Annotated in this window: 21 protein-coding genes; 16 read left to right on the forward strand and 5 right to left on the reverse strand. The window is 67.0% G+C overall.

The window, feature by feature from the left end; all coding sequences use genetic code 11:
- Positions 1 to 71 precede the first annotated feature (71 nt).
- Together ACFXP9_RS02230 and ACFXP9_RS02235 are read right to left on the reverse strand one after the other, a co-directional pair.
- Positions 72 to 674, reverse strand: coding sequence for an NrsF family protein (locus ACFXP9_RS02230; RefSeq protein WP_397205661.1), 603 nt, complete (start codon positions 672 to 674; stop codon positions 72 to 74).
- A complete protein-coding gene (locus ACFXP9_RS02235) occupies positions 671 to 1,207 on the reverse strand; it encodes a sigma-70 family RNA polymerase sigma factor (RefSeq protein ID WP_397205660.1) in 537 nt (178 codons plus the stop codon). Before ACFXP9_RS02235 ends, ACFXP9_RS02230 begins: the two co-directional genes overlap by 4 nt.
- Before the next feature lie 260 nt (positions 1,208 to 1,467).
- Between ACFXP9_RS02235 and ACFXP9_RS02240 the strand changes: the two genes are divergently transcribed.
- The 4 genes from ACFXP9_RS02240 to ACFXP9_RS02255 are packed head-to-tail and all read left to right on the forward strand — an operon-like array spanning position 1,468 to position 4,779.
- The gene (locus ACFXP9_RS02240; RefSeq protein ID WP_397205658.1) at positions 1,468 to 1,884 is read left to right on the forward strand and encodes an organic hydroperoxide resistance protein; all 417 of its coding nucleotides are present in this window, start codon (positions 1,468 to 1,470) and stop codon (positions 1,882 to 1,884) included.
- A 1-nt stretch (position 1,885) separates the two neighbouring features.
- The gene (locus ACFXP9_RS02245; protein WP_397205656.1) at positions 1,886 to 3,043 is read left to right on the forward strand and encodes an iron-containing alcohol dehydrogenase; all 1,158 of its coding nucleotides are present in this window, start codon (positions 1,886 to 1,888) and stop codon (positions 3,041 to 3,043) included.
- Between the two features lie 15 nt (positions 3,044 to 3,058).
- Complete coding sequence (locus tag ACFXP9_RS02250; RefSeq protein WP_397205654.1) at positions 3,059 to 4,105, forward strand: NADP-dependent oxidoreductase; 1,047 nt, start codon at positions 3,059 to 3,061, stop codon at positions 4,103 to 4,105.
- Complete coding sequence (locus tag ACFXP9_RS02255; RefSeq protein ID WP_397205652.1) at positions 4,102 to 4,779, forward strand: type 1 glutamine amidotransferase domain-containing protein; 678 nt, start codon at positions 4,102 to 4,104, stop codon at positions 4,777 to 4,779. Before ACFXP9_RS02250 ends, ACFXP9_RS02255 begins: the two co-directional genes overlap by 4 nt.
- A 202-nt stretch (positions 4,780 to 4,981) precedes the next feature.
- On the opposite strand, the gene ACFXP9_RS02260 is transcribed toward ACFXP9_RS02255, so the two are convergent.
- Positions 4,982 to 5,395 carry a hypothetical protein gene (locus ACFXP9_RS02260; protein WP_397209951.1) on the reverse strand — a complete coding sequence of 138 codons (414 nt, stop codon included), beginning with the start codon at positions 5,393 to 5,395 and terminating at the stop codon, positions 4,982 to 4,984.
- A gap of 327 nt (positions 5,396 to 5,722) precedes the next feature.
- Here ACFXP9_RS02260 and ACFXP9_RS02265 point away from each other — a divergent pair, with 327 nt between their 5' ends.
- Genes ACFXP9_RS02265 through ACFXP9_RS02275 form a run of 3 tightly spaced genes read left to right on the forward strand, consistent with a single transcriptional unit; the run spans position 5,723 to position 9,824 of the window.
- Positions 5,723 to 7,738, forward strand: coding sequence for an oxidoreductase (locus tag ACFXP9_RS02265; RefSeq protein WP_397205648.1), 2,016 nt, complete (start codon positions 5,723 to 5,725; stop codon positions 7,736 to 7,738).
- 47 nt (positions 7,739 to 7,785) lie between these two features.
- Entirely contained in the window at positions 7,786 to 8,685 is a 900-nt protein-coding gene (locus ACFXP9_RS02270) for an SGNH/GDSL hydrolase family protein (protein WP_397209953.1), read from the forward strand.
- Positions 8,682 to 9,824 carry an enoyl-CoA hydratase-related protein gene (locus ACFXP9_RS02275; RefSeq protein ID WP_397205642.1) on the forward strand — a complete coding sequence of 381 codons (1,143 nt, stop codon included), beginning with the start codon at positions 8,682 to 8,684 and terminating at the stop codon, positions 9,822 to 9,824. Before ACFXP9_RS02270 ends, ACFXP9_RS02275 begins: the two co-directional genes overlap by 4 nt.
- Here ACFXP9_RS02275 and ACFXP9_RS02280 read toward each other — a convergent pair.
- Together ACFXP9_RS02280 and ACFXP9_RS02285 are read right to left on the reverse strand one after the other, a co-directional pair.
- Positions 9,821 to 13,297 (reverse strand): efflux RND transporter permease subunit, encoded by a 3,477-nt coding sequence (locus tag ACFXP9_RS02280; RefSeq protein ID WP_397205640.1) that lies wholly within the window; start codon positions 13,295 to 13,297, stop codon positions 9,821 to 9,823. The two genes, ACFXP9_RS02275 and ACFXP9_RS02280, sit on opposite strands and share 4 nt — an antisense overlap.
- A complete protein-coding gene (locus ACFXP9_RS02285) occupies positions 13,290 to 14,669 on the reverse strand; it encodes an efflux RND transporter periplasmic adaptor subunit (protein ID WP_397205638.1) in 1,380 nt (459 codons plus the stop codon). Before ACFXP9_RS02285 ends, ACFXP9_RS02280 begins: the two co-directional genes overlap by 8 nt.
- A gap of 146 nt (positions 14,670 to 14,815) precedes the next feature.
- On the opposite strand from ACFXP9_RS02285, the gene ACFXP9_RS02290 reads away from it, so the two are divergent.
- The 9 genes from ACFXP9_RS02290 to ACFXP9_RS02330 all read left to right on the forward strand — a co-directional run bounded on the left by ACFXP9_RS02290 (position 14,816) and on the right by ACFXP9_RS02330 (position 25,552).
- The gene (locus ACFXP9_RS02290; protein ID WP_397205636.1) at positions 14,816 to 15,547 is read left to right on the forward strand and encodes a DeoR/GlpR family DNA-binding transcription regulator; all 732 of its coding nucleotides are present in this window, start codon (positions 14,816 to 14,818) and stop codon (positions 15,545 to 15,547) included.
- Between the two features lie 90 nt (positions 15,548 to 15,637).
- Positions 15,638 to 16,684, forward strand: coding sequence for an autoinducer 2 ABC transporter substrate-binding protein (locus tag ACFXP9_RS02295; protein WP_397205635.1), 1,047 nt, complete (start codon positions 15,638 to 15,640; stop codon positions 16,682 to 16,684).
- Between the two features lie 58 nt (positions 16,685 to 16,742).
- Entirely contained in the window at positions 16,743 to 18,242 is a 1,500-nt protein-coding gene (locus ACFXP9_RS02300; protein WP_397205633.1) for a sugar ABC transporter ATP-binding protein, read from the forward strand.
- Between the two features lie 4 nt (positions 18,243 to 18,246).
- Positions 18,247 to 19,224, forward strand: a complete 978-nt coding sequence (locus ACFXP9_RS02305; RefSeq protein ID WP_397205631.1) for an ABC transporter permease — start codon at positions 18,247 to 18,249, stop codon at positions 19,222 to 19,224.
- A gap of 11 nt (positions 19,225 to 19,235) precedes the next feature.
- The gene (locus tag ACFXP9_RS02310; protein ID WP_397205629.1) at positions 19,236 to 20,204 is read left to right on the forward strand and encodes an ABC transporter permease; all 969 of its coding nucleotides are present in this window, start codon (positions 19,236 to 19,238) and stop codon (positions 20,202 to 20,204) included.
- 1 nt (position 20,205) lies between these two features.
- The gene (locus ACFXP9_RS02315) at positions 20,206 to 21,279 is read left to right on the forward strand and encodes an aldose 1-epimerase family protein (protein ID WP_397205627.1); all 1,074 of its coding nucleotides are present in this window, start codon (positions 20,206 to 20,208) and stop codon (positions 21,277 to 21,279) included.
- 5 nt (positions 21,280 to 21,284) lie between these two features.
- Positions 21,285 to 22,208, forward strand: coding sequence for a ribokinase (gene rbsK, locus ACFXP9_RS02320; protein WP_397205625.1), 924 nt, complete (start codon positions 21,285 to 21,287; stop codon positions 22,206 to 22,208).
- A gap of 5 nt (positions 22,209 to 22,213) precedes the next feature.
- On the forward strand, positions 22,214 to 23,167 hold the full coding sequence (deoC, locus tag ACFXP9_RS02325; RefSeq protein ID WP_397205624.1) for a deoxyribose-phosphate aldolase: 954 nt from the start codon (positions 22,214 to 22,216) through the stop codon (positions 23,165 to 23,167).
- A gap of 12 nt (positions 23,168 to 23,179) precedes the next feature.
- The gene (locus ACFXP9_RS02330) at positions 23,180 to 25,552 is read left to right on the forward strand and encodes an aldehyde dehydrogenase family protein (protein WP_397205622.1); all 2,373 of its coding nucleotides are present in this window, start codon (positions 23,180 to 23,182) and stop codon (positions 25,550 to 25,552) included.
- Positions 25,553 to 25,558 lie beyond the last annotated feature (6 nt).

The raw sequence follows: 25,558 nt of genomic DNA on the forward strand, positions 1-25,558 counted from the left end.
CCCCCAGGGTGACAAGGCGCTGTATGGCGGTAAAACGGGCGGTGCGGGGGTGTTCCGCGCAGCCCTGGGGGTCACACCCCCAGCCAGCGCGGCCCGGCCAGACGACCGGCCAGACCCGAGATCGCGATCCCCAGCCCATACCAGACGGTATAAAAGGCGGGCGCGTCCTCGTCGCAATGCAGCGCATAGACCAGCGCCGCCAGCGCCCCCGCCAACAGCCCCGCCGCCAGACCGGCGCGGTCGGGGCGGGTGACCACGCTGCGGCGCAGGGCGGCAAACAGCGCCAGCGCCGGGGGCACCGACAACAGCGGGATCGACAGCAGGCAGACCCACAGCGAATGCCCGGCAATCGCCGGCCACGGCGCCTGCGTGGGCAGGGTGGCGGCAAACAGCGCCAGCGCCGGCAACAGCACCAGCCCCGCAGGCCACAGCGCCGGGGCATGGCCGGGGCGCGGCCACAGCGCCGCGACCAGCGCCGCCAGTGTCAGCGGCAGCAGGAATTTCGCCATCACCAGCGGGCGCGTCACCGCCTGTGCCAGATCGGGGCGGATATGCCAGAACAGCATCAGCATCATGCCAGACACCAGCACCCCCGCCGACAGACGCGCCTTCAGGCGGGGCGGGTCGCGGCGGTCATCGGCGGCAAGGGCGGCAATCAGCTGATCGGTGTTCATCGGGTGTCCTTTCGGGCTATCTCGGCCAGTCGTCCCAAGGCCCGGTGCAGCGCCACGCGCAGCGCGCCGGGGGTGATGTCGAAACGCCGGGCCATCTCGGCCGGGTCGGCATCCTCCAGCGCGTGGGCGCGGATCAGGGCCGCGTCGCGTGGGGTCAGCCTGTCCAGCATCTGTCCCAGCAAATGTGGCGCCAGCGGGTCGGGGCTGGCGGCGGGCAGCGAATCGGCCAACGGCTCGACCGGGTGATGCGGCGCGCGGGGCAGGCGGCGCAGCGCGTCAATGGCCTTGTGGCGCAGGATCACCCGCAGCCATGCCATCAGGGGCCGGGACCGGTCCCAGCTTGCGCGTTTCAGATGCACCACCAACAAGACCTCTTGCACCACATCCTCGGCCATATCGCGCTGTGCGGCGGGCAGGGTGGCCAGCGCCATCGCCCGCAGGCAGGGCGCCAGCCCGGCCAGAAAGCGGCGATAGGCCGCACCATCCCCGTCAAGCCCCGCACATAGCAGCGTTTCCAGTTCCGTTTCGTTCATTGTCACCCGTCTTTACGTAACCCCCCAGGGTTTTGTTACAGCCTTGCCGCGGCTTGTCCCAGACCCCTGGCCTGCAACAATCCGCGCATAACGGGGCGCCGGGGTAAAAAGTTTTTTACCGCAGGCCACTAGACGACTGGTCTAGTCGTGCCTATCTGCGCTGACACAGGCCCCGTTGGGGCGGTTGCGCCGCGGCCCGCCGGGCGCAGCGATCTTCCGGTTTCGCGATATGTCCGGGACCGGCACGGAAAGGACGCAAGATGAAGATTTTCTATAAAACATCGGCCACTGCCACGGGTGGGCGGTCGGGGCGCGCGGCGCTGGATGATGACAGCTTCGCGGTGCAGATGGTGCCGCCGGGCACCGGCGCGCAGGGCGTCAACCCCGAACAGCTGTTCGCGCTGGGTTACGCCGCCTGTTTCGACAGCGCCATGTCGCTGGTCGCCAAACAGATGGGCGTCGATGCCCCGCAGGCCCGCAGCAGCGTTCAGGTCGGCATCGGCCAGCGCGACGGGGGCGGCTATGCGCTGGATCTGGACATTACCGCGCATCTGCCCGGCATGGACCCGGCACAGGCGCAAAAGCTGGTCGAGGCCACCCACGCCGTCTGTCCCTATTCCAACGCCACGCGCGGCAATATCGACATCCGCCTGCATATCGACACGGACGAGGCGTAAAATGCAGAACTTTGATTATTGCAACCCGACCCGCATCCTGTTCGGCAAGGGCCGCATTGCCGATCTGGCCGCGCATGTGCCCGCCGATGTGCCGGTGATGGTGCTGTATGGCGGCGGCAGCGCCGAACGCACCGGCGTTCTGGCGCAGGTCCGCGACGCGCTGGCCGGGCGCGAACTGGTGGAATTTGGCGGCATCGAACCCAACCCCCGCTTTGCCACCGCCCTGCGTGCGGTCGATGTCATCCGCGAACGCGGCATCGGCTTTTTGCTGGCGGTGGGTGGCGGGTCGGTCATCGACGCGACCAAGTTCATTGCCGCCGCCGCCCGGTTCGAGGGTGATCCGTGGCAGATCCTGACCTCGCGCGGCGAGGTGGTGACAGCGGCCATGCCCTTTGGCACCGTGCTGACCATCCCCGCCACCGGGTCGGAAATGAACCCCGGCGCGGTCATCACCAACCCTGAAAAGGGGGCCAAGCTGTCCTTCCTCAGCCCGCATTGCTATCCGCGGTTTTCGGTGCTGGACCCGCAGGTGACGATGACCCTGCCCGAACGCCAGATCGCCAATGGCGTGGCCGATGCGTTTGTGCATGTGATGGAACAGTATCTGACCTTCCCGGCGCAGGCGATGGTGCAGGACGGCTTTGCCGAAACCCTGCTGCGCACGCTGATTGATCTTGGCCCCAAAGTGCTGGCCGATCCGCAGAATTACGACCTGCGCGCCAACCTGATGTGGACCGCGACGCTGGCGCTGAACGGGCTGATCGGCGTGGGTGTGCCGCAGGACTGGTCCAGCCACATGATCGGGCATGAAATCACCGCGCTGAACGATACCGACCATGCGCGCACGCTGGCCGTTGTGCTGCCGGCGCTGATGGATGACCAGCGCGGTCCCAAACGTGACAAGCTGCTGCAATATGCCGCCAATGTCTGGAACCTGCATCAGGGCGACGACGATCAGCGCATTGACGCGGCCATCGCCGCCACCCGCGGCTTTTTCGAAGGGCTGGGGATCGCCACCCGGCTGTCCGATTACGGCGTGGGCGATGAAGGCATCGACCAGATCGTCACCGCCCTGTCACAGCATGGCCTGACCGCGCTTGGCGAACATCAGTCCATCACCCCCGAGGATGCCCGCCGCATCCTGCAAGCCGCCGCCTGAAGGAAAGGAAACACCATGACCCAGACCGAAACCATCAACCGCCAGCTGGTGCTGGCCGAACGCCCCAGGGGCGAACCCACCGCCGCCACGCTGCGGCTGGAACAGTCGCCGGTTCCCCAGCCGGGGCCGGGGCAGATGCTGTTGCGCACACTGTATCTGTCGCTGGACCCTTACATGCGCGGGCGGATGTCGGACGCGGCCTCTTACGCGGCCCCGGTCGGGATCGGCGACCCCATGGTCGGCGGCACCGTGGCCGAGGTGGTTCAGTCCAACCTTGACGGCTTTGCCCCCGGCGATACCGTGCTGTCCTTTAACGGCTGGCAGGATTACGCGCTGTCGGACGGCACCGGCGTTCAGAAACTGGGCCAGCTGGCGCATCCGTCCTGGGCGCTGGGGGTGCTGGGGATGCCGGGCTTTACCGCCTGGGCCGGGCTGACCCGGATCGGCCGGCCCAAGCCGGGCGAAACCATCGCCGTTGCCGCTGCGACCGGCCCGGTCGGCGCCACCGTGGGCCAGATCGGCAAGCTGTTGGGCTGTCGCGTGGTCGGCATCGCGGGCGGGGCGGAAAAATGCGCCTATGCCGTGGATGAACTGGGCTTTGACGCCTGTATCGACCACAAATCCCCCGATTTCGAGGCCCAACTGGCCGCCGCCGCGCCCGATGGCATCGACGTGTATTTCGAAAATGTCGGCGGCAAGGTGTTTGACGCGGTGCTGCCGCTGCTGAACCCCAATGCGCGCATTCCGCTGTGCGGTCTGGTGTCGCAATATAACGCCACCAGCCTGCCCGAGGGGCCGGACCGGATGAACTGGCTGATGGGCCAGATGCTGCGCAAAAAGATCACCATGCAGGGCTTTATCATCTTTGACGATTTCGGTGATCTGTATCCCGAATTTGCGCGCCAGATGACCGGCTGGGTCGAAAGCGGGCAGGTGAAATACCGTGAAGAGGTGATCGACGGGCTGGAAAACGCGCCCGAGGCGTTTATCGGCCTGCTGCGCGGGGAAAACTTTGGCAAGCGGGTGATCCGCGTTGCCGCGAAACAAGGGGAAAACGCATGAAAATCCTGATGGTTCTGACCTCGCACGAGCGTCTGGGCGAGACCGGGCGCAAGACCGGTTTCTGGCTGGAAGAATTTGCCGCGCCCTATTACGTCTTTCTTGACGCGGGCGCGCAGGTGACGCTGGCCTCGCCCAGGGGCGGTCAGCCGCCGCTGGACCCGGCCAGCGATGTGCCCGATGCCCAGACCCCGGCCACCGAACGCTTCAAGGGCGATGCGCAGGCGCAACAGGCGCTGGCCAGCACGGTGCCGCTGGCCGATGTGTCGGCGGATGGGTTTGACGCGATCTTCTATCCCGGTGGCCACGGCCCGCTGTGGGATCTGGCCGAAGATGCCGACAGCCGCCGCCTGATCGAGGCATTCGCCGCCAGCAACCGCCCCGTCGGCGCGGTTTGTCACGCCCCGGCGGTGTTTCGCCATACCACCGGTCCCGATGGCAAGCCGCTGGTTGCCGGGCGCCACGTCACCGGCTTTTCCAACACCGAGGAACAGGCCGTCGGCCTGACCGACATCGTGCCCTTCCTGGTTCAGGATATGCTGACCGAACAGGGCGGCAGCTATGCCCGTGGCGATGACTGGGCCAGTTTTGTCCAGCGTGACGGGCTGTTGGTGACCGGCCAGAACCCGGCTTCGTCACAGGCGGCGGCGCAGGCGGTGCTGGACCTGCTGGCCTGACCGTCCGGCGAGGTTGCGACGGACCAGTAATGCCCCCGTCCCTGAGTGTCAGGGGCGGGGGTTGCCATGTGAGCGATTGATTGTTGGGCGGCTCTCAGGGGCGGGCTGGGTTGGGCCTGCCTCAGCCTCAGCCACAATTCAGCGCCGGGACGGTGTCTGGCGGGGCGCGGCGGCAGGTGTGGCAGGGTCGGGCGCTGAGGGGTCAGCCGGCAGGATCGGGCGGGGTCATGTCAGGCGGGGTATCGGCCTTTCCCCCGTGCGGGGCATTGCTGGGGCGGGCATTGCCGGGGGCCATGTCGGCGTCCAGCACCGCCAGCGCCTGTTCCAGAATCTCGATCCAGTGGCTTTCGTGGCGAATGCCCGCATCCAGAATCAGCCGGTAAATTGCCCCCGCCCGGTCCTGTGGCGGGTTGGGGAAATCCTGCGCGGCAATGTCGCGATATTGCGCCAGCTTGGCGCGGTGCTGGGTCAGGCGGGCGCTGATCTGGGCATCCAGCGCGGTGGGTCCGGCGACGGCCTCGGCGCGCAGGCGCACCATCAGGCTGTCGCGCAGGGCCGGGGCCGGGTCGGGCCGGGCCACCCAGTCGCGCAGCGCCGCGCGCCCGGCATCGCGCACCCGATAGACGCGGTTGCGCCCGCGCGCGCGACCCCGGTTCCGGTTCGATCAGGCCGTCCCCTTCAAGCCGCGCCAGTTCGCGATAGATCTGCTGGTGGGTGGCGGTCCAGAAATGCCCGATCGAACGGTCGAACCGGGACGCCAGTTGCGACCCGGTGGCCGGGCGTTCCAGCAGCGATGTCAGGATGGCATAGGGCAGCGTCATGGCCGCCACCCTAGCGATGTGACCTTGCGTTGCCAACGGGGCGGGCTGCTATGCAACCGGTTGCACAACTGTCGCGCCCGTGCTTGGATCGGCCACAGGAGCCTGACAGAGGCACCAAGACCATGACCCATTATCCGCTGATGACCGCCCCGCTGGACCTTGGCTTTACCACCCTGAAGAACCGCGTCATCATGGGTTCGATGCATGTCGGGCTGGAAGAGGTCGAAAACGGCTTTGACCGCATGGCGGCGTTTTACGCCGAACGCGCGCGCGGCGGCGTGGGCCTGATCGTGACCGGCGGCATCGCGCCCAATGAACGCGGCCGCCCGGCGATGATCGGCGCCATGCTGACCACCCCGGCCGAGGCCGCGCAGCACCGTGTCGTGACCGATGCCGTCCATGCCGAAGGCGGCAAGATCGCCATGCAGATCCTGCATTTCGGGCGCTATTCCTATCAGCCGCAACTGGTGGCACCTTCGGCCCTTCAGGCGCCGATCAACCCGTTCATGCCCAACGAACTGACCAGCGCCGAGGTCGAACAGACCATTGCTGATTTCGTCAACTGCGCCGGGCTGGCCCGTCAGGCCGGCTATGACGGGGTCGAAATCATGGGGTCGGAAGGTTATCTGATCAACGAATTCATCGCCGCGCGCACCAATCATCGCGACGATGACTGGGGCGGCAGCTATGCCAACCGCATCCGCTTCCCGGTCGAGATCGTGCGCCGCGTCCGCGAGGCGGTTGGCCCGGATTTCATCATCATCTATCGCCTGTCGATGCTGGATCTGGTCGAGGAAGGATCGACCTTTGACGAGGTGGTCGAACTGGCCCGCGCGATCGAGGCCGCCGGCGCCACCATCATCAATACCGGCATCGGCTGGCACGAGGCCCGCATCCCCACCATCGCCACCAGCGTGCCGCGCGCGGCTTTCGCATGGGTGACCAAGCGGCTGATGGGCAAGGTCGGTATTCCGCTGGTGGCCACCAACCGCATCAACATGCCCGACGTGGCCGAGGGGCTGCTGGCCGATGGCGCCTGCGATCTGGTGTCGATGGCGCGGCCCTTCCTGGCCGATCCGCAGATCGTCGCCAAGGCCGCGGCGGGCCGGCCCGAGACGATCAACACCTGCATCGCCTGCAATCAGGCCTGTCTGGACCACACCTTCCAGATGAAGATCACCTCTTGTCTGGTGAACCCGCGTGCCTGCCACGAAACCGAAATCGTCATCACGCCCACCGATGCCCCCAAACGCATTGCCGTGGTCGGTGCCGGTCCGGCGGGTCTGGCTTTTGCCAGCACCGCCGCGCAGCGCGGGCATCAGGTGGTGCTGTTTGACGCGGCCCCCCGGATCGGCGGTCAGTTCAACGTGGCCAAGAAAATTCCCGGTAAAGAGGAGTTTCACGAGACCCTGCGCTATTTCGACCATCTGCTGCCGCGTGCCGGGGTCGATCTGCGGCTGAACACGCGGGTGGGCGCCGACGATCTGGACGGGTTTGACGAAATCGTTCTGGCCACTGGCATTGCCCCGCGCCTGCCCGCGATCGAGGGCATCGACCACCCCAAGGTTCTTGGCTATCTGGATGTGCTGCGCGACGAGGTTGCGGTGGGGCAGCGGGTGGCCATTATCGGCGCTGGCGGGATCGGGTTCGACACGGCGGAATACCTTAGCCAAAGCGGCCCCAGCGGCGCGGTCGCGCCGCAGAAGTTCTATGACCAGTGGGGGGTCGATACCGAATATGCCCATCGCGGCGGGCTGACCGCGCCCGCGCCCCATGCCTCGCCGCGCCAGATCTGGCTGTTGCAGCGCAAAACCTCGAAGCCGGGCAAGGGCCTGGGCAAGACCACAGGCTGGATTCACCGGGCCGAGCTGAAGGCCCGTGGCGTGAAAATGGTGCCGGGTGTGACCTATCGGCGCATCGACGATGCCGGGCTGCATGTCACCATTGGCGAACAGGACAGCATCCTGCCGGTCGATCACGTGGTCATCTGCGCCGGGCAGGACCCGGAACGTGGTCTGTATGACGCGCTGGTCGCGCAGGGCCGTCAGCCGCATCTGATCGGCGGGGCCGATGTGGCGGCGGAACTGGATGCCAAGCGCGCCATCCATCAGGGGACGGTGCTGGCCAGCCAGATCTGACCGGGCGACCGGTCCTGACCTATTGCCGTAAGGAAAGGCCCCGCAACATGACCGCCACCCTGCCGCCCGCCCCCGACCAGACCGCCGTCCAGACCGCCGTCCAGACCCCGAACCACGCCCCGGACCCGCCCCGCCCCGCCCCGCAGCGGCGCTTGCGCGGCGGTGCGGTCCCCGGCGCGATCCCCAGCGCGGTCCCCGGTGGGCCGTCCGGGTTGCGCCTGACCGCGATGGGGCATCGCGCGGCGCTGTTGGGGCTGTCGCCGGTGCTGCTGGGGCAGGGGCTGTGGACGCGGATCAAAACCCCCGTGCTGCCCGAACCGCCCGGTGCGCGCAGCGGCAGCGTCGGGCAGGGGCGGCGGCTGCGGCTGTTGATCGCGGGCGATTCCGCCGCGGCCGGGGTCGGGGTCGATCACCAGTCACAGGCGCTGTCGGGCCAGATCGCGGCGCTGATGGCACCGATATGCCGTCTGGACTGGCGGCTGCTGGCACAGCGCGGCTGGCGCAGCCGTGACCTGATCGCGCAATTGCGCGGGCTTGGGGATGACCGCTTTGACGTGGCGCTTTTGTCGCTGGGGGTCAATGATGTGACCGGTGGCGTCGGGCGCGCGGCGTTTTTGCGGGCACAGCAGGACCTTGCCGACCTGTTGGCCGACCGCTTTGGCATCCGCCATATTCTGGTCACCGCCGTGCCGCCGATGGGGGTGATGACCGCGCTGCCGCAACCGCTGCGCGCGGTTCTGGGCCAGCGCGCGCGGCATTTCAACACCGGGCTGATGCAACAGGTGGCGGCTGATCCACGCCGCCACCTGATCAGCCCCGAGATCGGCTTTCACGCCGATGTCATTGCGCGCGACGGGTTTCATCCGAACCGCCGCGCCTATCACCAATGGGCGCAATACGCGGTGTCGCTGATGCGGCCCATTTTGCGAACGGGGGACTGTGCATGAGCATCTATTTCGACCTGACCCGGACTGCCGGTGTTGCGCATCTGGTTCTGAACCGGCCCGAGGCGCTGAACACCATGGCGCCGCGCTTTTTCACCGATCTGCGCGATGCGGTGCGCGAACTGGATGCCGGGGGCGCGGTGCGGGCGCTGATCATCAGCTCGACCGGGCGGCATTTCTCGGCCGGGATGGCGCTGGATGTTTTTGCCGGTCTGTCGGGGCTGATGGGCACCGACACCCCGCGCGCCCGGCAGGCGTTTCGCCACGGTGTGATGCAGCTGATCGCCTGTTTCGAGGCGCTGGATCAGGCGCGTTTCCCGGTGATCTGTGCCGTGCAGGGCGGCTGCATCGGCGGGGCGCTGGATCTGGCGACCGCCTGTGACATCCGCATCTGCACGCAGGATGCGTTCTTTGCCGTGCAGGAAACACAGATCGGCATGACCGCGGATCTGGGGGTGCTGCAACGGCTGCAAAAGCTGATCCCGGCAGGGATGGCGCGGCAGATGGCCTATACCGCCGAACGCCTGAGTGCCGACCGGGCGCTGGCGCTGGGGCTGGTCAACGCGGTGCTGCCCGACCCGGCGGCGCTGCTGGACCACGCGCAGGGGCTGGCGCGTCAGATCGCGGATCAGTCACCTATGGCGGTGTCGGGCTGCAAGCAGGCGCTGAATTTCGCCCGCGACCACCCCACCCCCGAGGCGCTGGCACAGATGGCGCTGATGCAAAGCGCGGTCTTCGACCCGTCCGAGATGGCCCGCGCCATCACCGCATGGCGGGAAAAGCGTCCGGGCGATTTCGACGATCTGGCGGCGCTGGGGTCGCTGGATGCGCTGACAGGCGCGGGTGAACAGGCCGCCGCACCGACAGCAAAGCCGTCGCCACAAGCGGCGCGACAGGCGGCCCCGGACCCGGACGCCGCCGCGAAACCCGCAGCCGGGATCGCCGCGCCTATCGGTGACCTGCTGGACGATCCCGCCAGCCGCGCGGTGCTGGAAAAGCACCTGCCGGGCATTGGCGCCCATCCCCAGATCGGGTTGGCGCGGCAGATGACGCTGGCGGCGGTCGCGCCGCTATCCGGCGGGCTGATCAGCGATGCCGCACTGGCCGCGATCGCGGCTGATCTGGCGGCGCTGCCGCATTAACCGGGGCGGCGGGATTGACCGGGTCTGCGGGCGCGGGCGGCCCAGACCAGCAGCCCCGCGCCGGTCAGGCCCGCCAGCACCGCATAGGCCGCCATTGCCGCCCCCGCGCGGGTGGTGATGGCGCCGGTCAGCGGCCACCAGCCCGGCACGCCCCCCAGCGGCGCTGCGATAAAAGGCGCGGCCAGCACCAGACCGGCCAGCCCGATGCCCGCCGCCGCCCATCGCAGCGGCGCGCGGGTGGCGCGGGCAGACCAGCCACGCCGCAACGCGGCGCGGGCGCGGCCCAGATCGGCCCCGATCATCAGCGTCGCCGGCACCACCAGCAGCACGATCACCAGCCCGAACCCCAGCCCATAGCACAGCGAAACCACCGTGGATTTCAGAAACAGCGCCTGACTGGAACGTTCATACAGCAGCGGCGCCAGACCCAGAACCGTGGTGGCCGTGGTCAGCAGCACGGCGCGAAAACGGTCGCCCACCGCCGCAATGATCGCCGGGCGCAGGGCGCGGTCGCGGGCGTGGTCGTCAATGGTCGAAATCAGCACGATGGAATCGTTGATGATGATCCCCGACATGCCGATCAGCCCCACAACCGAAAACATCGACAGCGCGATTCCCCACAGGTGATGCCCCCAGACCGCGCCGATCAGGCCGAAGGGGATCACCGACATCACCACCAGCGGCCGGGTCCAGCTGGCAAAGATCCAGCACAGCACCAGATAGATCCCGGTCAGCGCCAGCGCGAACCCGGCCATGGCCTGACCGCGAAAATCGCGTTCCTGTTCCTTCAGCCCGGTCTGCACCGTGTCGACCCCATGCGCGGCGGCCAGTTCGGGCAGGATGGTCTGGCCGATCTGGCGCTGGATCAGGGCCGCGCGGGCCGGGTCGTCGCCAAAAATATCGCCGGTCACGGTGATCTGGCGCTGGCCGTTCTGGCGGCGGATGGTGGAAAAGCCGCTGCGTTCGCGCAACTGCACCACATCACCCAGCGCCACCCATTCGCCGCGTTCGGACCGCACCCGCATCCGGTCCAGAAAATCGCCAGCGCGGTCGCGCGGGTCCAGCGTGACGCGGATGCTGGCGCTGCGGGTGCCCTCGGGCCAGGTGGCGGCCTCGATCCCGGCCAGCTGCGCGCGCAGATCCGCCGCCAGCCCCGCCGTGGTGAACCCCAGCGCCCGGCCCTGCGGTGACAGCACCAGCTCAAGCTCGGGCTTGTCATAGGCCATGCTGTCCTCAAGCGCGGAAACCTCGGGGAAGCGGGCCAGCCGCGCCTTCAGGTCCTCGGCGGCGTGTTTCAGCCCGGCGGCATCCGCCCCCGTCAGCATGACCGAGATCGCATCCCCCGCCGGACCGGCGCGAAAGCCGCGAAAGCTGATGGTTTCCAGCAGCGGGTGCTGCGGCGCGGCCTGTTGCAGGTCAGCGATGAACTGGAAGCTGGACCATGACCGCAGATCGGGGTCGATCAGTTCGACCGTGACCGAACCCAGCAGGTCGGCATCGCGGGTTTCGGCACCGGGCAGGGGGCGGCCGGCATGACCGCCGGTTTCGGCCAGTACATAGGTCAGCGGATCGCGGCCATCGCGCTGCGCATAGCGCGCGGCGACCTGCGCCACGCTGTGCTGAAGTGCAGCCATCACCGCCATCGTGTCATCCCGCGTCGCCCCCGGCGCCATCAGGAAATTGCCGGTGATCGTGCCGCTTTCCGGGGCGTCGAAAAACCGCCACGGCACCGTCCCGGAAACGATCGCCGCCCCCGCCCATGTCAGCCCCGCCAGCATTATCGCCAGCACCGCATAGCGCAGCCGGATGGTCCAGCCCGCCAGTGGCCGCACCACCCGCGCCACCAGCCAGCCAAGCCCGCGATTGACCGCCATTGACGGGCGGTCATACCAGCGCGGCTGGCCAAGGCGGCCAAGCGCGTGCGCCATGTGATTGGGCAGCACCAGAAAACATTCCACCAGCGAGGCCATCAGCACCGCGATCACCGTCTTGGGCACATCCTGAATCATCCGTCCCATGGTGCCGCCGATGGCCACCAGCCCGGCAAAGGCGATCACCGTGGTCAGGGTCGAGGACACCACCGGCGCCGCCATGCGCCGCACCGCGCGGGTGGCGGCCTGACGGGGTGGCTCGGCCAGATGGCGGGCGCGGAAATCGGCATGTTCCCCGACCACGATGGCATCATCGACGATGATCCCCAGACACAGGATCAGCGCGAACATCGACATCATGTTCAGCGTCACCCCGGACAGATACATGAAGGCCAGCGCCGCCAGCATCGAGGCCGGAATGCCCGCCGCCACCCACAGCGCCGTTCGTGCGTTCAAAAACAGGAACAGCAGCACCACAACCAGCCCCAGCCCCAGCAGGGCATTGTCCAGCAACAGCCCCAGCCGGTCCGCGATCATATCGGCGCGGGTGCGGATCAGGTCCAGATGCACCCCCTGCGGCAGGGTGGGGCGGATGTCGTGCAGCAGGGCCTCGACCCGGTTCTGAATCGCGATGGCGTCCCCCGCCGCCGATCGCTGAACCCGGATCAGCACCGCCGGATCGTTGTCGTGGAAATAGGCGCGCGCATGGCCCGGACCATGGGCGGTGATATCGGCCACATCGCCCACGGTCAGCTTGCTGCCATCGGCCCCGGCGCGCAGCACCAGCGCCGCCACCGCCGCCGGGTCGCGGGCCTGACTGCCGGTGCGGATGCGCGCGGCGCCGGTGGCCACATCGCCCGCCGGCTGACCCGAGACCGCAGGCGCAATGGCGGCGGCGATCTGGGACAGGGTCAGGTCATGGCGGATCAGGCTTTCGCTGCGCAGGCTGACCTCGACCTCGGGGGCGGCGATGCCCTGAATGGTGGCGCGGGTAATGCCGCGCGCATACAGCCGGTGCAGCAGGTCGTCGGACAGCCGCGCCAGCTGGTCCAGACCGACCGGCCCGGTGACCACGATATCGGCCACGCCGTCACGCCATGCCGCGCGGCTGATATCGGGGCGCTCGGCGGCGTCGGGCAGGTCGCTGGCGGCGGCGATGGCGGTTTCGGTTTCCGACAGGGCGCGTGACATGTCCCAGCCGGGTTCAAATTCCATCTCGATCCGGGCGCTGCCTTCGGTGGCGCGGCTTTCGGTGCGGGCCACGCCCTCGACCGCCATCAGCGCTGGTTCCAGCACCGCGACAATGGCGCTGTCGACATCCTCGGCCCCGGCGCCGTCCCAGCGGACGCTGACGTTGATCGCCTCGATCACGCTGTCGGGAAAGAACTGTGCCCGCAGGCGCGGGGCGGCGTAAAGCCCGGCCACCACCATCACCGCCAGCACCAGATTGGCCAGCGTGGCATGGCGCACGAACAGCGCCAGCAGCCCGCGATCCTGATCGCCGGGCGTGGCATCGGCTGTTGGGGGTGACGCCGGGTTTGGCACCGGGCGGGTCAGCGCACCGGGCGCGGCGTCTGGCCGGGGGATGGGGGTGTCAGCCATCGGCACGCGCCGCACCGCTGTCGGGTTGCGCCGGGGCCGTCGGGGCGGGGGCATCGCCGGGCGCGGTCCGTGGGGTGGGTTCGGGGGCGGGTTCGGGCCTGCTGTCCCGTGCCGGGCGAATGCGGATGCCCGCGCCCAGATAGGGCGCGCGGCTGGCCACCACCTGCGCCCCCGCCAGCGTCGCCGGCACGGCGATAATCACCGTGTCGGCCTGTCGGCGCAACACCTGCACCGCCACCGCCGACAGCCGCCCCTGATCATCCGCGACCAGCACCGTGCCATCGCCCCCCAGCGCGCCCGCAGGCAGTTCCGCCGCCTGTTGCAGCGACGGTTCGGGAATGGCGACGCTGACGAAATCGCCGGGGCGCAGTGCCGCGCCGCCCTGGGTGATCGCGGCAAAAACCTGCCGTCCGGCGCTGCCATCCGCGACGCTGGCGGCGGTGCGGTCCAGCCGCGCCTGCGCCACGATATCGGTGCCGGCATTGCGCAGCGTCACCATCAGCGCCGCGTCGGGCAGGCTGCCGGTTGCGGCCACCAGCCGCGAGAATTGCGCCACCGACAGCGGCAGCGCCACCTCGAGCGATTGCGGGTCGATGATTTCGGCCAGCTTTTCGTTGACGCTGGCCAGCCCGCCCTCGACCGCGGTGACATTGGTGACGCGACCGGCAAAGCGGGCGCTGATGCGGGTCTGATCCAGCACGCGGGCGGCCTCGGCCAGGGCAATGGTGCTGCGGCGCAGCGCGTTTTGCGCCGCCGTGACCGCCGATTCGGCATCAGCCAGCGCCGCGCGCCGGGTCAGCACCGCCTGCGCCGCCGCCGAGGCCGCCAGTTCCACCGCCTCGCGTTCGGCCTTGGTGCCAAGCCCGCGTTCGGCCAGCCGCGCCTGCCGGGCGACCGCCGCGGCGCGCAGACCGGCCTGCGCCTGCGCCGCGTCAAGGTCGTCGCGGGCAATGCCGACACGGCGGCGGGCATCGTCCAGCGCCGCCTGTGCGTTTTCGGTCATGGCCTGCTGGTTGTCATGTTCGGCCTGTGCCGCCGACGGGTCGATGCCGATCAGCACCTGTCCGGCGCTGACGCTGCCGCCTTCGTGCAGGGCAGGGTCCAGAAACACGATGCGGCCAGCCGTCCCGGCCCGCAATTCCAGCCGCCGCCGCGCCTGAACCGCGCCAAAGACCTGAATGACCGGGGTCACCGTGCCGCCGGTCAGCGTCACCAGCGGCGCGGTATAGACCTGTTCGGCGCGCGGGCGACCGGCGCGTGCCGCCGGGTCAGGCGACAGTGCCTGCCACAGCTGCGCCGCCGCCAGCGCCAGAAACATGATGGCCAGCGCGGTCACCACCAGTCCCGCCGCAGCCCGTCGCATGAAACCCATAACCGATCCGCAATTTTCCCTTCCGCGTTCTTAGCATGAAAAAGGGAAATGAAACCCTAACCGCTTGCTTCTTTTGTCCGGGTAAGAATATTGCCTGAAATACGCGTCGCCCGCAAATATGTGACCACAGCAGCCGAGACACCGCCATGACCAGACCCAGCCGCCGTCAGGAACGCATCGACCAGCTTGCCGCGCTGATGCAGCCGCAGGGCCGGGTGCGGCTGCGTGACGCGGCGCGGCTGCTGGATGTGTCGGAAATGACCCTGCGCCGCGATGCCGAGGACAGCGCCACCCCGTTTACCTGTCTGGGCGGCTATCTGGTCGATCAGCGCCTGAGCCGGGGCGATTATGTGTTTGAACGCGAAAAGCTGCACCATACCGAGGCCAAGATCGCCGCCTGTCGCGCGGCGGCAGCCTCGGTCCGGCCGGGCGAGGTGGTGTTTGTCGATTGCGGCACCACCACCCCGCATCTGGCGGCGGCGCTGCCTGCCGGTCAGGGGCTGACGGTGCTGTGCTATTCGCTGAACGTGGCCGGCATTCTGGCCCGTCGCGGGCTGGATATGGTGATGCTGGGGGGCACCTATCACCGCAATAACGATTCCTTTTACAGCGAATCCAGCCTGCGGATGCTGCGCCGCTATCGACTGGACCGGGCGTTTTTGTCGGCGGGTGGCTGGGACCGCGAAACCGGGGCCAGTTGTTCGCATTTCGAAGAGGTCGCGATCAAACAGACCGCGATCGAACGCGCCGCGATCAAGGCGCTGGTCATTGACAGCTCGAAATTCGGCAAGACCCGCCCGGCGCATTTCGCCGCACCCCAGCAGATTGGGGCTGTCTTTTCCGACAAGCCGGCACCGGACTGGTCCCCCGGCGCTTGACAGCCGGCCTGCGGATGCGGCAAGCAGTCAGATAATGTTGCAATTCAAACATTACTGCAATGCAGCATCACAGCAGGGGGGTTACACACCATGAAACGGAAACTGACCGGCGCCATGACGGCGCTGTTTATCTCGGTCGTGCCGGCGCTGGCGGGGGGCGTGGTCGACACGTCCGGCCTGAATGCCGGGCTGATCGAAACCAGCGACGATCACAAATATACCATCGCCACCGTGGTCAAGGTCGACGGCATTGCCTGGTTCGACCGGATGCGCGACGGCGTGGATCAGTTCAAGGACGATACCGGCCATGACACCTATATGGTCGGCCCGTCGCAGGCCGATGCCGCAGCACAGGTGCAGATGATTGAAAACCTGATCGCGCAGGGCGTCGACGCCATCTGCGTGGTGCCGTTTTCGGTCGAGGCGCTTGAGCCGGTGCTGAAAAAGGCGCGCGATCGTGGCATCGTCGTCATCGCGCATGAGGCATCGAACATCCAGAATGTCGATTTCGACATCGAGGCGTTTGACAACCTCGCTTACGGCGCCAACCTGATGAAGGAACTGGGCCAGCAGATGGGCGGCAAGGGCAAATATGTCGCCACGGTCGGCAGCCTGACCTCGAAATCGCAGATGGAATGGATCGACGGGGCGGTGGCCTATCAGAAGGAACATTTCCCCGAGATGGAACAGGCGGTCGAGCGTCTGGAAACCTATGACGACGCCAATACCGATTACACCAAGCTGAAAGAGGCGATGACCGCGCATCCCGACATTGCGGGCATTGTCGGCGGCCCGATGCCGACCTCGGCCGGGGCGGGGCGTCTGATCGCGGAAAGCGGGCTGAAAGGCAAGCTGCATTTCGCCGGAACCGGGCTGCCCTCGGTCGCGGGGGAATATCTGGCCAATGGTGATGTCGGCTATATCCAGTTCTGGGACCCGGCGGTGGCGGGCTATGCCATGAATATGCTGGCTGTTGCGGCGCTGGAAAAGAAGGGCGACCAGATCGCGGAAGGTCTGGATCTGGGGCTGAAGGGCTATGAGGCGCTGGCGGTCCCGGATGCGGCGCGGCCCAATGTGCTGTATGGCGCGGGCTGGGTCGGTGTGACCGCTGAAAACATGGATCAATACGACTTTTGATCCTTTGCGGGCCGGGGGTATTCCACCCGGCCCGTCTGTCTTTAACCGGAATCGAGATATGCCAGACAAGCCCCTGATCGAGCTTCGCAATATCACCAAGCGCTTTGGCGGCGTGGTGGCGCTGGACGCGGTGTCCATGACCATCGGCGCCGGCGAAATTCACTGTCTGGCCGGCGAGAACGGGTCCGGCAAGTCGACCATCATCAAGGTCATGTCGGGGGTGTATCAGCCCGATCAGGGGCAGGTGCTGATTGACGGCCGGTCCGTCGGGCGGCTGACCCCGGTGCAGTCGGTGCGCCATGGCATTCAGGTGATCTATCAGGATTTTTCGCTGTTCGGGAACCTGACCGTGGCGGAAAACCTGGTGCTGAACACCTATCTGCGCGACGGGCGCAGGCTGATGGACTGGGGTCAGGCGCGGGGGCTGGCACAGGCGGCGCTGGACCGGCTGAACGTGACGCTGGACCTTGACCGGCTGGTCGATACGCTGCCGACCTCGGGCAAGCAGATCGTGGCCATTGCCCGCGCCGTGATGGCCGATGCCCGGCTGCTGATCATGGACGAACCCACAACCGCCCTGACCCGGCACGAGGTCGACGGCCTGTTCCGCATCGTGCGCGAATTGCAGGCACAGGGCATCGCCATCCTGTTTGTCAGCCACAAGATGCGCGAGATGCTGGAAATCTCGGAACGGCTGACGGTGTTTCGCAATGGCGCCAAGGTTGCCGAGGGGCCGATTGCGGATTTCGACGAACCCTCCATTACCCGCGCCATGACCGGCCGCGACATCACCGCTGTGCATTACCAGTGGCAGCCCGACGACCCCGCCAACCCGCCCCGGCTGGAGGTCAGCAACCTGACCGTCCCCGGCGAGGTTGCGGATGTCAGCCTGTCGCTGCGCGCCGGCGAGGTGGTGGGCCTGTCCGGGCTGATCGGGTCGGGGCGCACCGAACTGGCGCTGGCGCTGTTCGGGATGAAACCGGCCAGCGGCACTGTCCGCGTCGATGGCCGTGACCTGAACCCGCGCAGCGTTCAGCAGGCCATCGCGGGCGGCATCGCCTATGTCCCCGAGGACCGGCTGTCCGAGGGGCTGTTTCTGCCGCAATCCATTCTGCGCAATTCCATCGCCGCCGCCATCGGGCGGTTCTGCCGCGGGCCGTTCCTGAACCGCCGTGCCGCGCGCGAACAGACGCAGGCCATGTTCGAGGCGATGCAGGTCAAGGCACCGGGGCTGGACTTTCCGGTCTCGAACCTGTCGGGGGGCAACCAGCAGCGCGTGGTGATCGGGCGCTGGCTGATGACAGGCGCGCGGGTGCTGATCCTGAACGGCCCGACCGTGGGCGTGGATGTGGGGTCCAAGGAACAGATCCACCGCATTATTCACGATCTGGCGCGCGAACAGGGGCTGGCGGTGCTGATGCTGTCCGATGACGTCCCCGAGCTGGTGCATAACTGTAACCGCGTGCTGGTGATGCATCGCGGGCGGCTGGTGGACCAGATGCAGGGCGCGACACTGACCGAAGACGCGATCAATGATCGCCTGAAACGACTGGACTGACGACATGGCTATTTTGCGCAGCACGGAATTCGCGATTGCCTGCGTCCTGATTGCGGCCATGGTCGTGATCGGGCTGATCAACCCGGCCTTCTGGTCGCTGGATAACCTGTTCAGCCTGATGCGCGCGAATGTGGTGATCGGGATCATGGCGCTGGGGGTGCTTTTGGTAATGATCTCGGGCGGGATCGACGTGTCGTTCACCGCCTTTGCGGTGGCGGCGATGTATCTGACCGTGCGCGGCATGGTCAGCCTGGGGTATGACGGGGTGGTGCTGCCCTTCGCGGCGGCGACGCTGATCGGGCTGGCGCTGGGGGCGTTCAACGCCGCGATCATTTACCGGCTTAAGATGATCCCGCTGATCGTGACGCTGGGGACCGGGTCCATTGTGCGCGGTCTGGTGCTGGGGCTGGTCGGCACCAGCATCGTCAATATCAACAAGATGCCCAAGGATCTGATCGAATTCGGCAAGACCGATATCGTCACCATGCAGAATGCGCAGGGTGCCAGCTTTGGCCTGACGGCGATGGTGCTGGTCTATCTGGTGCTGGCGCTGCTGATCCATCTGGCGCTGCGGCGCACGATGATCGGGCGCTCCGTCTATGCCTACGGTGCCGCGCCCGAGGCGGCCAAGCGCGTGGGCTTTGACACCCGCAAGACGGTGTTTTTCGTCTATTGCACGGCGGGGGCGCTGGCGGGGTTTGCGGGGCTGCTGCACGCCTCGATGATCTGGCTGGCCAACCCGCGCGATTTCGTCGGGCTGGAGCTGGACGTGATCGCGGCGGTGGTTCTGGGCGGGGCCTCGATCTTTGGCGGCAAAGGGTCGGTGATGGGCACGCTTTTGGGGGTGTTCATGCTGGTGATGATCAAGAATTCGCTGATCCTGATGGGGATCGACACCACATGGCAGCGCGTCGTCGTCGGCGGCATCATTATTCTGGCCACTGCGATCACCGCGCTGCGGGACCGCAAGGCGATGTTCTGAAGGGGGCGGCGATGAAGAATTTCCAGAAACTGCTTGGCCGCGACAGCAATCTGCAACTGATCGCCATCACCATCATCGTTTTTGCGCTGATGGCGGCGATGAACCCGCGCTTCCTGAATTATTACAATTTCGAATCGATCAGCTTTTCGATGCCGGAACTGGGTATTCTGTCCATTGCCATGATGGTGGCGATGCTGACCGGGGGCATCGACCTGTCGGTGGTGGGGATCGCCAATCTGGCCGGTATCACGGCGGGCATCCTGTTCCAGCGGCTGGCCGCCGATGGCGGGGTCAGCGGCGCTGAAACCGCGCTTGGCGTGGCCGTGGCGCTGGGGGTCGGGCTGTTGGCGGGGCTGCTGAACGGGCTGCTGATCGCGTGGCTGCGCATCACCCCGATTCTGGCGACGCTGGGGTCGGGGCAGGTCTTTACCGGGCTGGCACTGGTGCTGACGGGCGGGCCGGCCATTGTCGGCTTTCCGGCGGCGTGGAACTGGATCGGCAATGGCAAGCTGGCGGGGATCGCCTTTCCCTTCATCCTGTTCGTTTTGGTTTGCGTGGGCGTGTCCCTGCTGCTGTCGCGCACGGCCTTTGGCGTCAACCTGATGCTGATCGGGTCAAACCCCAAGGCGGCGGTGTTCGCGGGGCTGCGCAAGGCGCGGATGATCTGTTGGTCCTATATGCTGACCGGGGGGCTGGCGGCGCTGGCGGGGATCATCCTGTCGGGGCGCACCAATGCGGCGAAATCCGATTACGGCCAGTCCTATCTGTTGCAGGCGGTGCTGATCGCGGTGCTGGCGGGCACCAACCCGGCGGGCGGCAAGGGCAATGTGCCCGGCGTGGCGATTGCGCTGACGGCGCTGATGTTCCTGTCCTCGGGGTTCCAGATGATGCGGGTGTCGAACCACCTGATCGACTTTATCTGGGGGGGCTTCCTGATTGCCGTGATCGCGCTGAATGCGGCGCGCAACAAGGACCACTGACATGAGCGTGACCATCCCCCTGCATCGCGACCACTTCCCGCCGACCCCGCGCCTGATCGCGCGCGCAGGCGGAACCGAGGTGCACGGCTTTTCCTATGCCAGCGGTGTCGAGGCGCTGGTGATCCAGACCCCGCGCGGTTACGTCACCGTGCTGCCCTTCATGGGGCAGATGATCTGGGATGCGGTATTTGACGGGGTCGATCTGTGCATGGGCAATGCCTTTCGTCAGCCCTTGTCTGCTACGGAAATTGCCCAGACCTATGGCTGTTTCGCGTTTCATTCCGGTCTGCTGCGCAATGGCGTGCCGGGGCCGCAGGACAACCACGCGGCGCATGGCGAAATGCCCACCGCGCGGATGGATTCCGCGACGCTGATCCTGGATGACGCGGCGGTGACGCTGTGCGGGGAATATGAATATGTGATGGGCTTTGGCGCCCATTACATGGCCCGCCCGCATGTCCGCCTTGGCGCGGCCGATACCGTGGTCGACATGGGTATGGCGGTCGAAAACCTGTCCGCCGCGCCGATGGACCTGATGTATATGGCGCATGTCAATTTCGCCTTTGTGCCGGGCGGGCGTATTCACCAGCCCGCGCCCTTTACCCCCGACCGCACCCGCGTGCGCCGCGCGGTTCCGGCGCATGTGACGCCCAACCCCGCCTATCTGGCGCTGATCGACCGGCTGGCCAGCGACCCGGCGGCGATGCAGGTGCTGGACCAGCCTGACCAGTATGACCCCGAGCAGGTGTTTTACATCGACGCCCCCGCTGTGGACGCCGAAGGCCAGACCCACCTGATGCTGGAGCGCCCCGAGGGGGACGGCTTTGTGCTGTCCTATGCCCCGGTTCAGTTCCCCCGGCTGGTGCGCTGGGTGCTGAATGGCGGCGATGCGCAGGTGGCGGCTTTCGCGCTGCCCGCAACCTGCGAGCCAGAGGGGTATAACGCCGAAAAGGCCAAGGGCAATGTGCAGCTGCTGGCACCGGGTGCCGAGGCCGTCTTTACCACCCGCATGGGCTATGTCACCGCGCAGGATGTGCCGGCACTGGCGGCAATGATTGCCGGACTGAAAGGATGAACAGGATGAAAATCGGTGTTGTCGGCTCGAACATGTATGACCTTGTCACCTATATCACCCGGATGCCCGCCCCCGGCGAAACCATCGAGGCCCCCAGCTTTGAAATGGGCTTTGGCGGCAAGGGCGCCAATCAGGCGGTCGCCGCCGCGCGGCTTGGCGGTGACGTGCTGATGATGACGCGTCTGGGCGATGACGTGTTTGGCGATGCCACGCTGAAAAACCTGCGCGATAACGGCATCGACACCCGGCTGTGCGAAAAGGTGCCCGGCACCCCCAGCGGCGTGGCGCCGATCTTTGTCGAACCCTCGGGCGAGAATTCGATATTGATCATCAAGGGCGCGAATGCCACCCTGACCCCCGATCAGGTCGATGCCGCCGGGGATGTGCTGGCCGAATGCGGGCTGATCCTGATGCAGATGGAAATCCCGGTCGAGACGGTTTACCGCACGATCGAACTGGCCGCGCGTCACGGCATCACCACCATCCTGAACCCCGCGCCCGCCGCCGCCGATCTGGACGCGGCGCGGCTGAAGGATCTGGGGTTTCTGGTCCCCAATGAAAGCGAACTGGCGCTGTTGTCAGGGATGCCAACGGGAACCGAGGCCGAAACCCTTGCCGCCGCCCGCGCGCTGATCGCCAAGGGCGTGCGCAATGTCATTGTTACCCTTGGCGGGCGCGGGGCGCGTATCGTGACCGCCGATGATGTGATCACCATTCCCCCGGTCGCCGTCGACCCGGTCGACACCACCGGGGCGGGCGATGCCTTTATCGGCGCTTTTGCCCGCTATTACGCCGAAACCCCCGATGCCGCCGCCGCCGCCGGTCAGGCCGCGCGCTATGCCGCGCTGTCGATCACCCGGCGCGGCACCCAGAAATCCTATGCCGATGCCGAGGGCTTCGCCGCCTTCTGCGCCCGATTGGAGGGCTGAACCCGATGCCGCATGATTTTCCCCGCAATACCGGCACGCCGCTGACCCCGGACTGGTTTGCGCAGGTCAATGTCAACCGATCCGCGACCGAGCGCCGCGCCGCAACCATCGGCGCCCGCCGCAGCGTCAAGAAACAGTGGCAGGCGGCGTGGCTGGTCCATGCCATCCGCTGTATCGACCTGACCACGCTGAATGGCGATGACACGGCGGGCCGGGTGCGCCGCCTGTGCGCCAAGGCCCGCCAGCCGCTGCGCCCCGACCTGATGGCGGCGCTGGGGGTCGAGGGGCTGACCACCGGTGCGGTCTGTGTTTACCCGACAATGGTTGGGCACGCGGTCAGGGCGCTGGAAGGGTCGGGCATTCCGGTGGCCTCGGTCGCGACGGGCTTTCCCGCCGCGCTGACGCCGCTGCCGCTGCGGCTGGCGGAAATCACCTATGCCGTCGAACAGGGCGCGGCGGAAATCGACATCGTGATCACCCGCGAACATGTGCTGACCGGCAACTGGCAGGCGCTGTATGACGAAATCGCCGCCATGCGCGAAACCTGTGGCGATGCGCATATGAAGGCGATTCTGGCGACCGGCGATCTGGGAACGCTTGGCAATGTCTATCGCGCCTCGATGGTGGCGATGCAGGCGGGCGCGGATTTCATCAAGACATCGACCGGGAAAGAGGCCGTGAACGCCACGCTGCCCGTCACCCTGACCATGGTCCGCGCGCTGCGCGATTATCAGGACCTGTCGGGTCAGATCGTCGGGTTCAAACCTGCGGGCGGGCTGCGCACCGCCAAGGACGCGATGAACTGGCTGTCCCTGATCCGCGAGGAACTGGGCCGCCGGCATATGGATAACGACCTGTTCCGCATTGGCGCCAGCTCTCTGCTGGGGGATATCGAGCGTCAGCTGGAACATCACGTCACTGGCCGTTACGCGGCCGCGGCACATCAGCCGCTTGCCTGAAGGACGCCTGTCATGACCACGATCAAGGATATTCTGGACACCATGGAATACGGCCCATCCCCCGAGGCCAGCGATGCGGTCACGGCGTGGATCGCCACCGCGCCGCGCGGCCATTTCATCAATGGCCGCTTTACCGACGCGGCGGACACCCCCATCGCGGTGACCAACCCCGCCACCGGCCAGCAGATCGCGCAGGTCGCCAAGGCCAGCGCCGAAGATGTCGACACCGCCGTCAGGGCCGCCCGCGCGGCACAGGCCGGATGGGCGGCGCTGCCGGGGCATGACCGGGCGCGGTATCTGTATGCCATTGCGCGCCATGTGCAGAAACGCGAACGCTTTTTGTCGGTGCTGGAAACCATCGACAATGGCAAGCCGATCCGCGAAACGCGCGATATCGACATCCCGCTGGTGGCGCGGCATTTCTATCACCATGCCGGGTGGGCCTCGGGGCTGGGTGATGCGTTTCCGGGTGCGAAACCCGCCGGTGTCTGCGCGCAGGTGATCCCGTGGAATTTCCCGCTGCTGATGCTGGCGTGGAAGGTCGCGCCGGCGCTGGCGGCGGGCAATACGGTGGTGCTGAAACCGGCGGAACAGACGCCGCTGTCGGCCATCGCCTTTGCCGAAATCTGCGCCGAAATCGGCCTGCCCGACGGGGTGGTCAATATCGTTCAGGGTGACGGCGAAACCGGGGCCGCGCTGTGCGGGCACCCGGATGTGGACAAGGTGGCCTTTACCGGCTCGACCGAGGTGGGGCGCATTATCCGCCGCCAGCTGGCCGGGTCGGGCAAGAAGCTGTCGCTGGAACTGGGGGGCAAATCCCCCTTCATCGTGATGGCGGATGCCGATCTGGATTCCGCCGTCGAGGGCGTCGTCGATTCCATCTGGTTCAATCAGGGCGAGGTCTGCTGTGCCGGGTCGCGCCTGCTGGTGCAGGAAGGCATCGCCCCGCGCTTTTACGCCAAGCTGAAGGACCGGCTGGCAACAATGCGCGTCGGTGATCCGCTGGACAAATCCACCGATGTGGGTGCGATTGTCAGCGCCGAACAGCACGCCCGCATTACCGAATTGCTGGCACAGGGCCGGGCCGAGGGGGCCGATCTGCATCAATGCGACTGTGACCTGCCTGCTGACGGCTTCTTTGTCGCGCCGGGCTTTTTCACCGATGCCGAACCCGCCAGCACCGTGGCCCAGGTCGAGATTTTCGGCCCCATCGCCGCCGCCATGACCTTTCGCACCCCGTCCGAGGCGCTGGAGCTGGCGAACCAGTCGAATTACGGGCTGGCGGCCTCGATCTGGTCGGAAAATATCAGTGTCGCGCTGGATCTGGCGGCCGGGGTCAAGGCCGGGATCGTCTGGATCAACTGCGCCAACCAGATGGACGCGGCGGCGGGCTTTGGCGGCATGAAGGAAAGCGGCTTTGGCCGCGAAGGTGGCCGCGAGGGGATGTTCGAATATCTGTTGCATCCGGCCAAAACCGTTGCCGCCCCCGCCGCGGATGTCGATTTCAGTGCCGCGCCGACGGCGGGTGACACGCTGTCGCTGCCGGGCATTGACCGCACGATGAAGATGTATATCGGCGGCAAGCAGGCCCGGCCCGATGGTGGCGCCAGCTATGCCGTGCGCGACGCAAAGGGCGCGGTGACCGGGCTGGCCGGGATCGGCAGCCGCAAGGACATCCGCAACGCGGTCGAGGCCGCCGCCAGGGCCGGGGCATGGGCGAAAGCCACCGCGCATAGCCGGGCGCAGGTGCTGTATTATCTGGCCGAAAATCTGGATGCCCGGCGCGATGACTTTATCGCCGCCCTGCGCCAGACCGGCGCGTCGGACAAGGCCGCACAGGCCGAATTCGATGCCGCGATCCGCCGCATCTTCTGGTATGCGGGGCAGGCCGATAAATTCGACGGCGCGGTGCATTCCACCAATGGCCGTCAGGTGACGGTGGCGATGAACGAACCGTGGGGCGTGGTCGGCATCGGTTGCCCGGACAGCGCGCCGCTGCTGGGGCTGGTGTCGATGCTGCTGCCGCTGATCGCGATGGGCAACCGCGTGGTGGCCGTGCCCTCGCCGCGTCACCCGCTGATCGCGGGGATGCTGTATCAGGTGCTGGATACGTCCGATGTGCCGGGCGGGGTGGTCAATTTTGTCACCGGCGACCGCGCCGCGCTGGTGCAGGTGCTGGCCGCGCATGACGCGGTGGCGGCGGTCTGGTCCTTTGGCGACGCCGCCGAAAGCACCGCGGTCGAGGCCGCCGCAGCAGGCAACCTCAAGCCCACCTTCGTGGGCTACGGTCAGATGCCCGACTGGCAGGATGACAGCGCGCAGGGCACCGAATGGCTGCGCCGCGCGGTGCAGGTCAAGAATATCTGGCTGCCCTACGGCGCCTGATGCCGG

Source organism: Paracoccus jiaweipingae (assembly GCF_044335505.1).
Lineage (GTDB): Bacteria > Pseudomonadota > Alphaproteobacteria > Rhodobacterales > Rhodobacteraceae > Paracoccus.

Excerpts from the sequence above, each read along its gene's own strand:
- ACFXP9_RS02230 (WP_397205661.1), bottom strand. The coding sequence starts at position 674 with ATGAACACCGATCAGCTGATTGCCGCCCTTGCCGCCGATGACCGCCGC.
- ACFXP9_RS02235 (WP_397205660.1), bottom strand. The coding sequence starts at position 1,207 with ATGAACGAAACGGAACTGGAAACGCTGCTATGTGCGGGGCTTGACGGG.
- ACFXP9_RS02240 (WP_397205658.1), top strand. The coding sequence starts at position 1,468 with ATGAAGATTTTCTATAAAACATCGGCCACTGCCACGGGTGGGCGGTCG.
- ACFXP9_RS02245 (WP_397205656.1), top strand. The coding sequence starts at position 1,886 with ATGCAGAACTTTGATTATTGCAACCCGACCCGCATCCTGTTCGGCAAG.
- ACFXP9_RS02250 (WP_397205654.1), top strand. The coding sequence starts at position 3,059 with ATGACCCAGACCGAAACCATCAACCGCCAGCTGGTGCTGGCCGAACGC.
- ACFXP9_RS02255 (WP_397205652.1), top strand. The coding sequence starts at position 4,102 with ATGAAAATCCTGATGGTTCTGACCTCGCACGAGCGTCTGGGCGAGACC.
- ACFXP9_RS02265 (WP_397205648.1), top strand. The coding sequence starts at position 5,723 with ATGACCCATTATCCGCTGATGACCGCCCCGCTGGACCTTGGCTTTACC.
- ACFXP9_RS02270 (WP_397209953.1), top strand. The coding sequence starts at position 7,786 with ATGACCGCCACCCTGCCGCCCGCCCCCGACCAGACCGCCGTCCAGACC.
- ACFXP9_RS02275 (WP_397205642.1), top strand. The coding sequence starts at position 8,682 with ATGAGCATCTATTTCGACCTGACCCGGACTGCCGGTGTTGCGCATCTG.
- ACFXP9_RS02280 (WP_397205640.1), bottom strand. The coding sequence starts at position 13,297 with ATGGCTGACACCCCCATCCCCCGGCCAGACGCCGCGCCCGGTGCGCTG.
- ACFXP9_RS02285 (WP_397205638.1), bottom strand. The coding sequence starts at position 14,669 with ATGGGTTTCATGCGACGGGCTGCGGCGGGACTGGTGGTGACCGCGCTG.
- ACFXP9_RS02290 (WP_397205636.1), top strand. The coding sequence starts at position 14,816 with ATGACCAGACCCAGCCGCCGTCAGGAACGCATCGACCAGCTTGCCGCG.
- ACFXP9_RS02295 (WP_397205635.1), top strand. The coding sequence starts at position 15,638 with ATGAAACGGAAACTGACCGGCGCCATGACGGCGCTGTTTATCTCGGTC.
- ACFXP9_RS02300 (WP_397205633.1), top strand. The coding sequence starts at position 16,743 with ATGCCAGACAAGCCCCTGATCGAGCTTCGCAATATCACCAAGCGCTTT.
- ACFXP9_RS02305 (WP_397205631.1), top strand. The coding sequence starts at position 18,247 with ATGGCTATTTTGCGCAGCACGGAATTCGCGATTGCCTGCGTCCTGATT.
- ACFXP9_RS02310 (WP_397205629.1), top strand. The coding sequence starts at position 19,236 with ATGAAGAATTTCCAGAAACTGCTTGGCCGCGACAGCAATCTGCAACTG.
- ACFXP9_RS02315 (WP_397205627.1), top strand. The coding sequence starts at position 20,206 with ATGAGCGTGACCATCCCCCTGCATCGCGACCACTTCCCGCCGACCCCG.
- rbsK (WP_397205625.1), top strand. The coding sequence starts at position 21,285 with ATGAAAATCGGTGTTGTCGGCTCGAACATGTATGACCTTGTCACCTAT.
- deoC (WP_397205624.1), top strand. The coding sequence starts at position 22,214 with ATGCCGCATGATTTTCCCCGCAATACCGGCACGCCGCTGACCCCGGAC.
- ACFXP9_RS02330 (WP_397205622.1), top strand. The coding sequence starts at position 23,180 with ATGACCACGATCAAGGATATTCTGGACACCATGGAATACGGCCCATCC.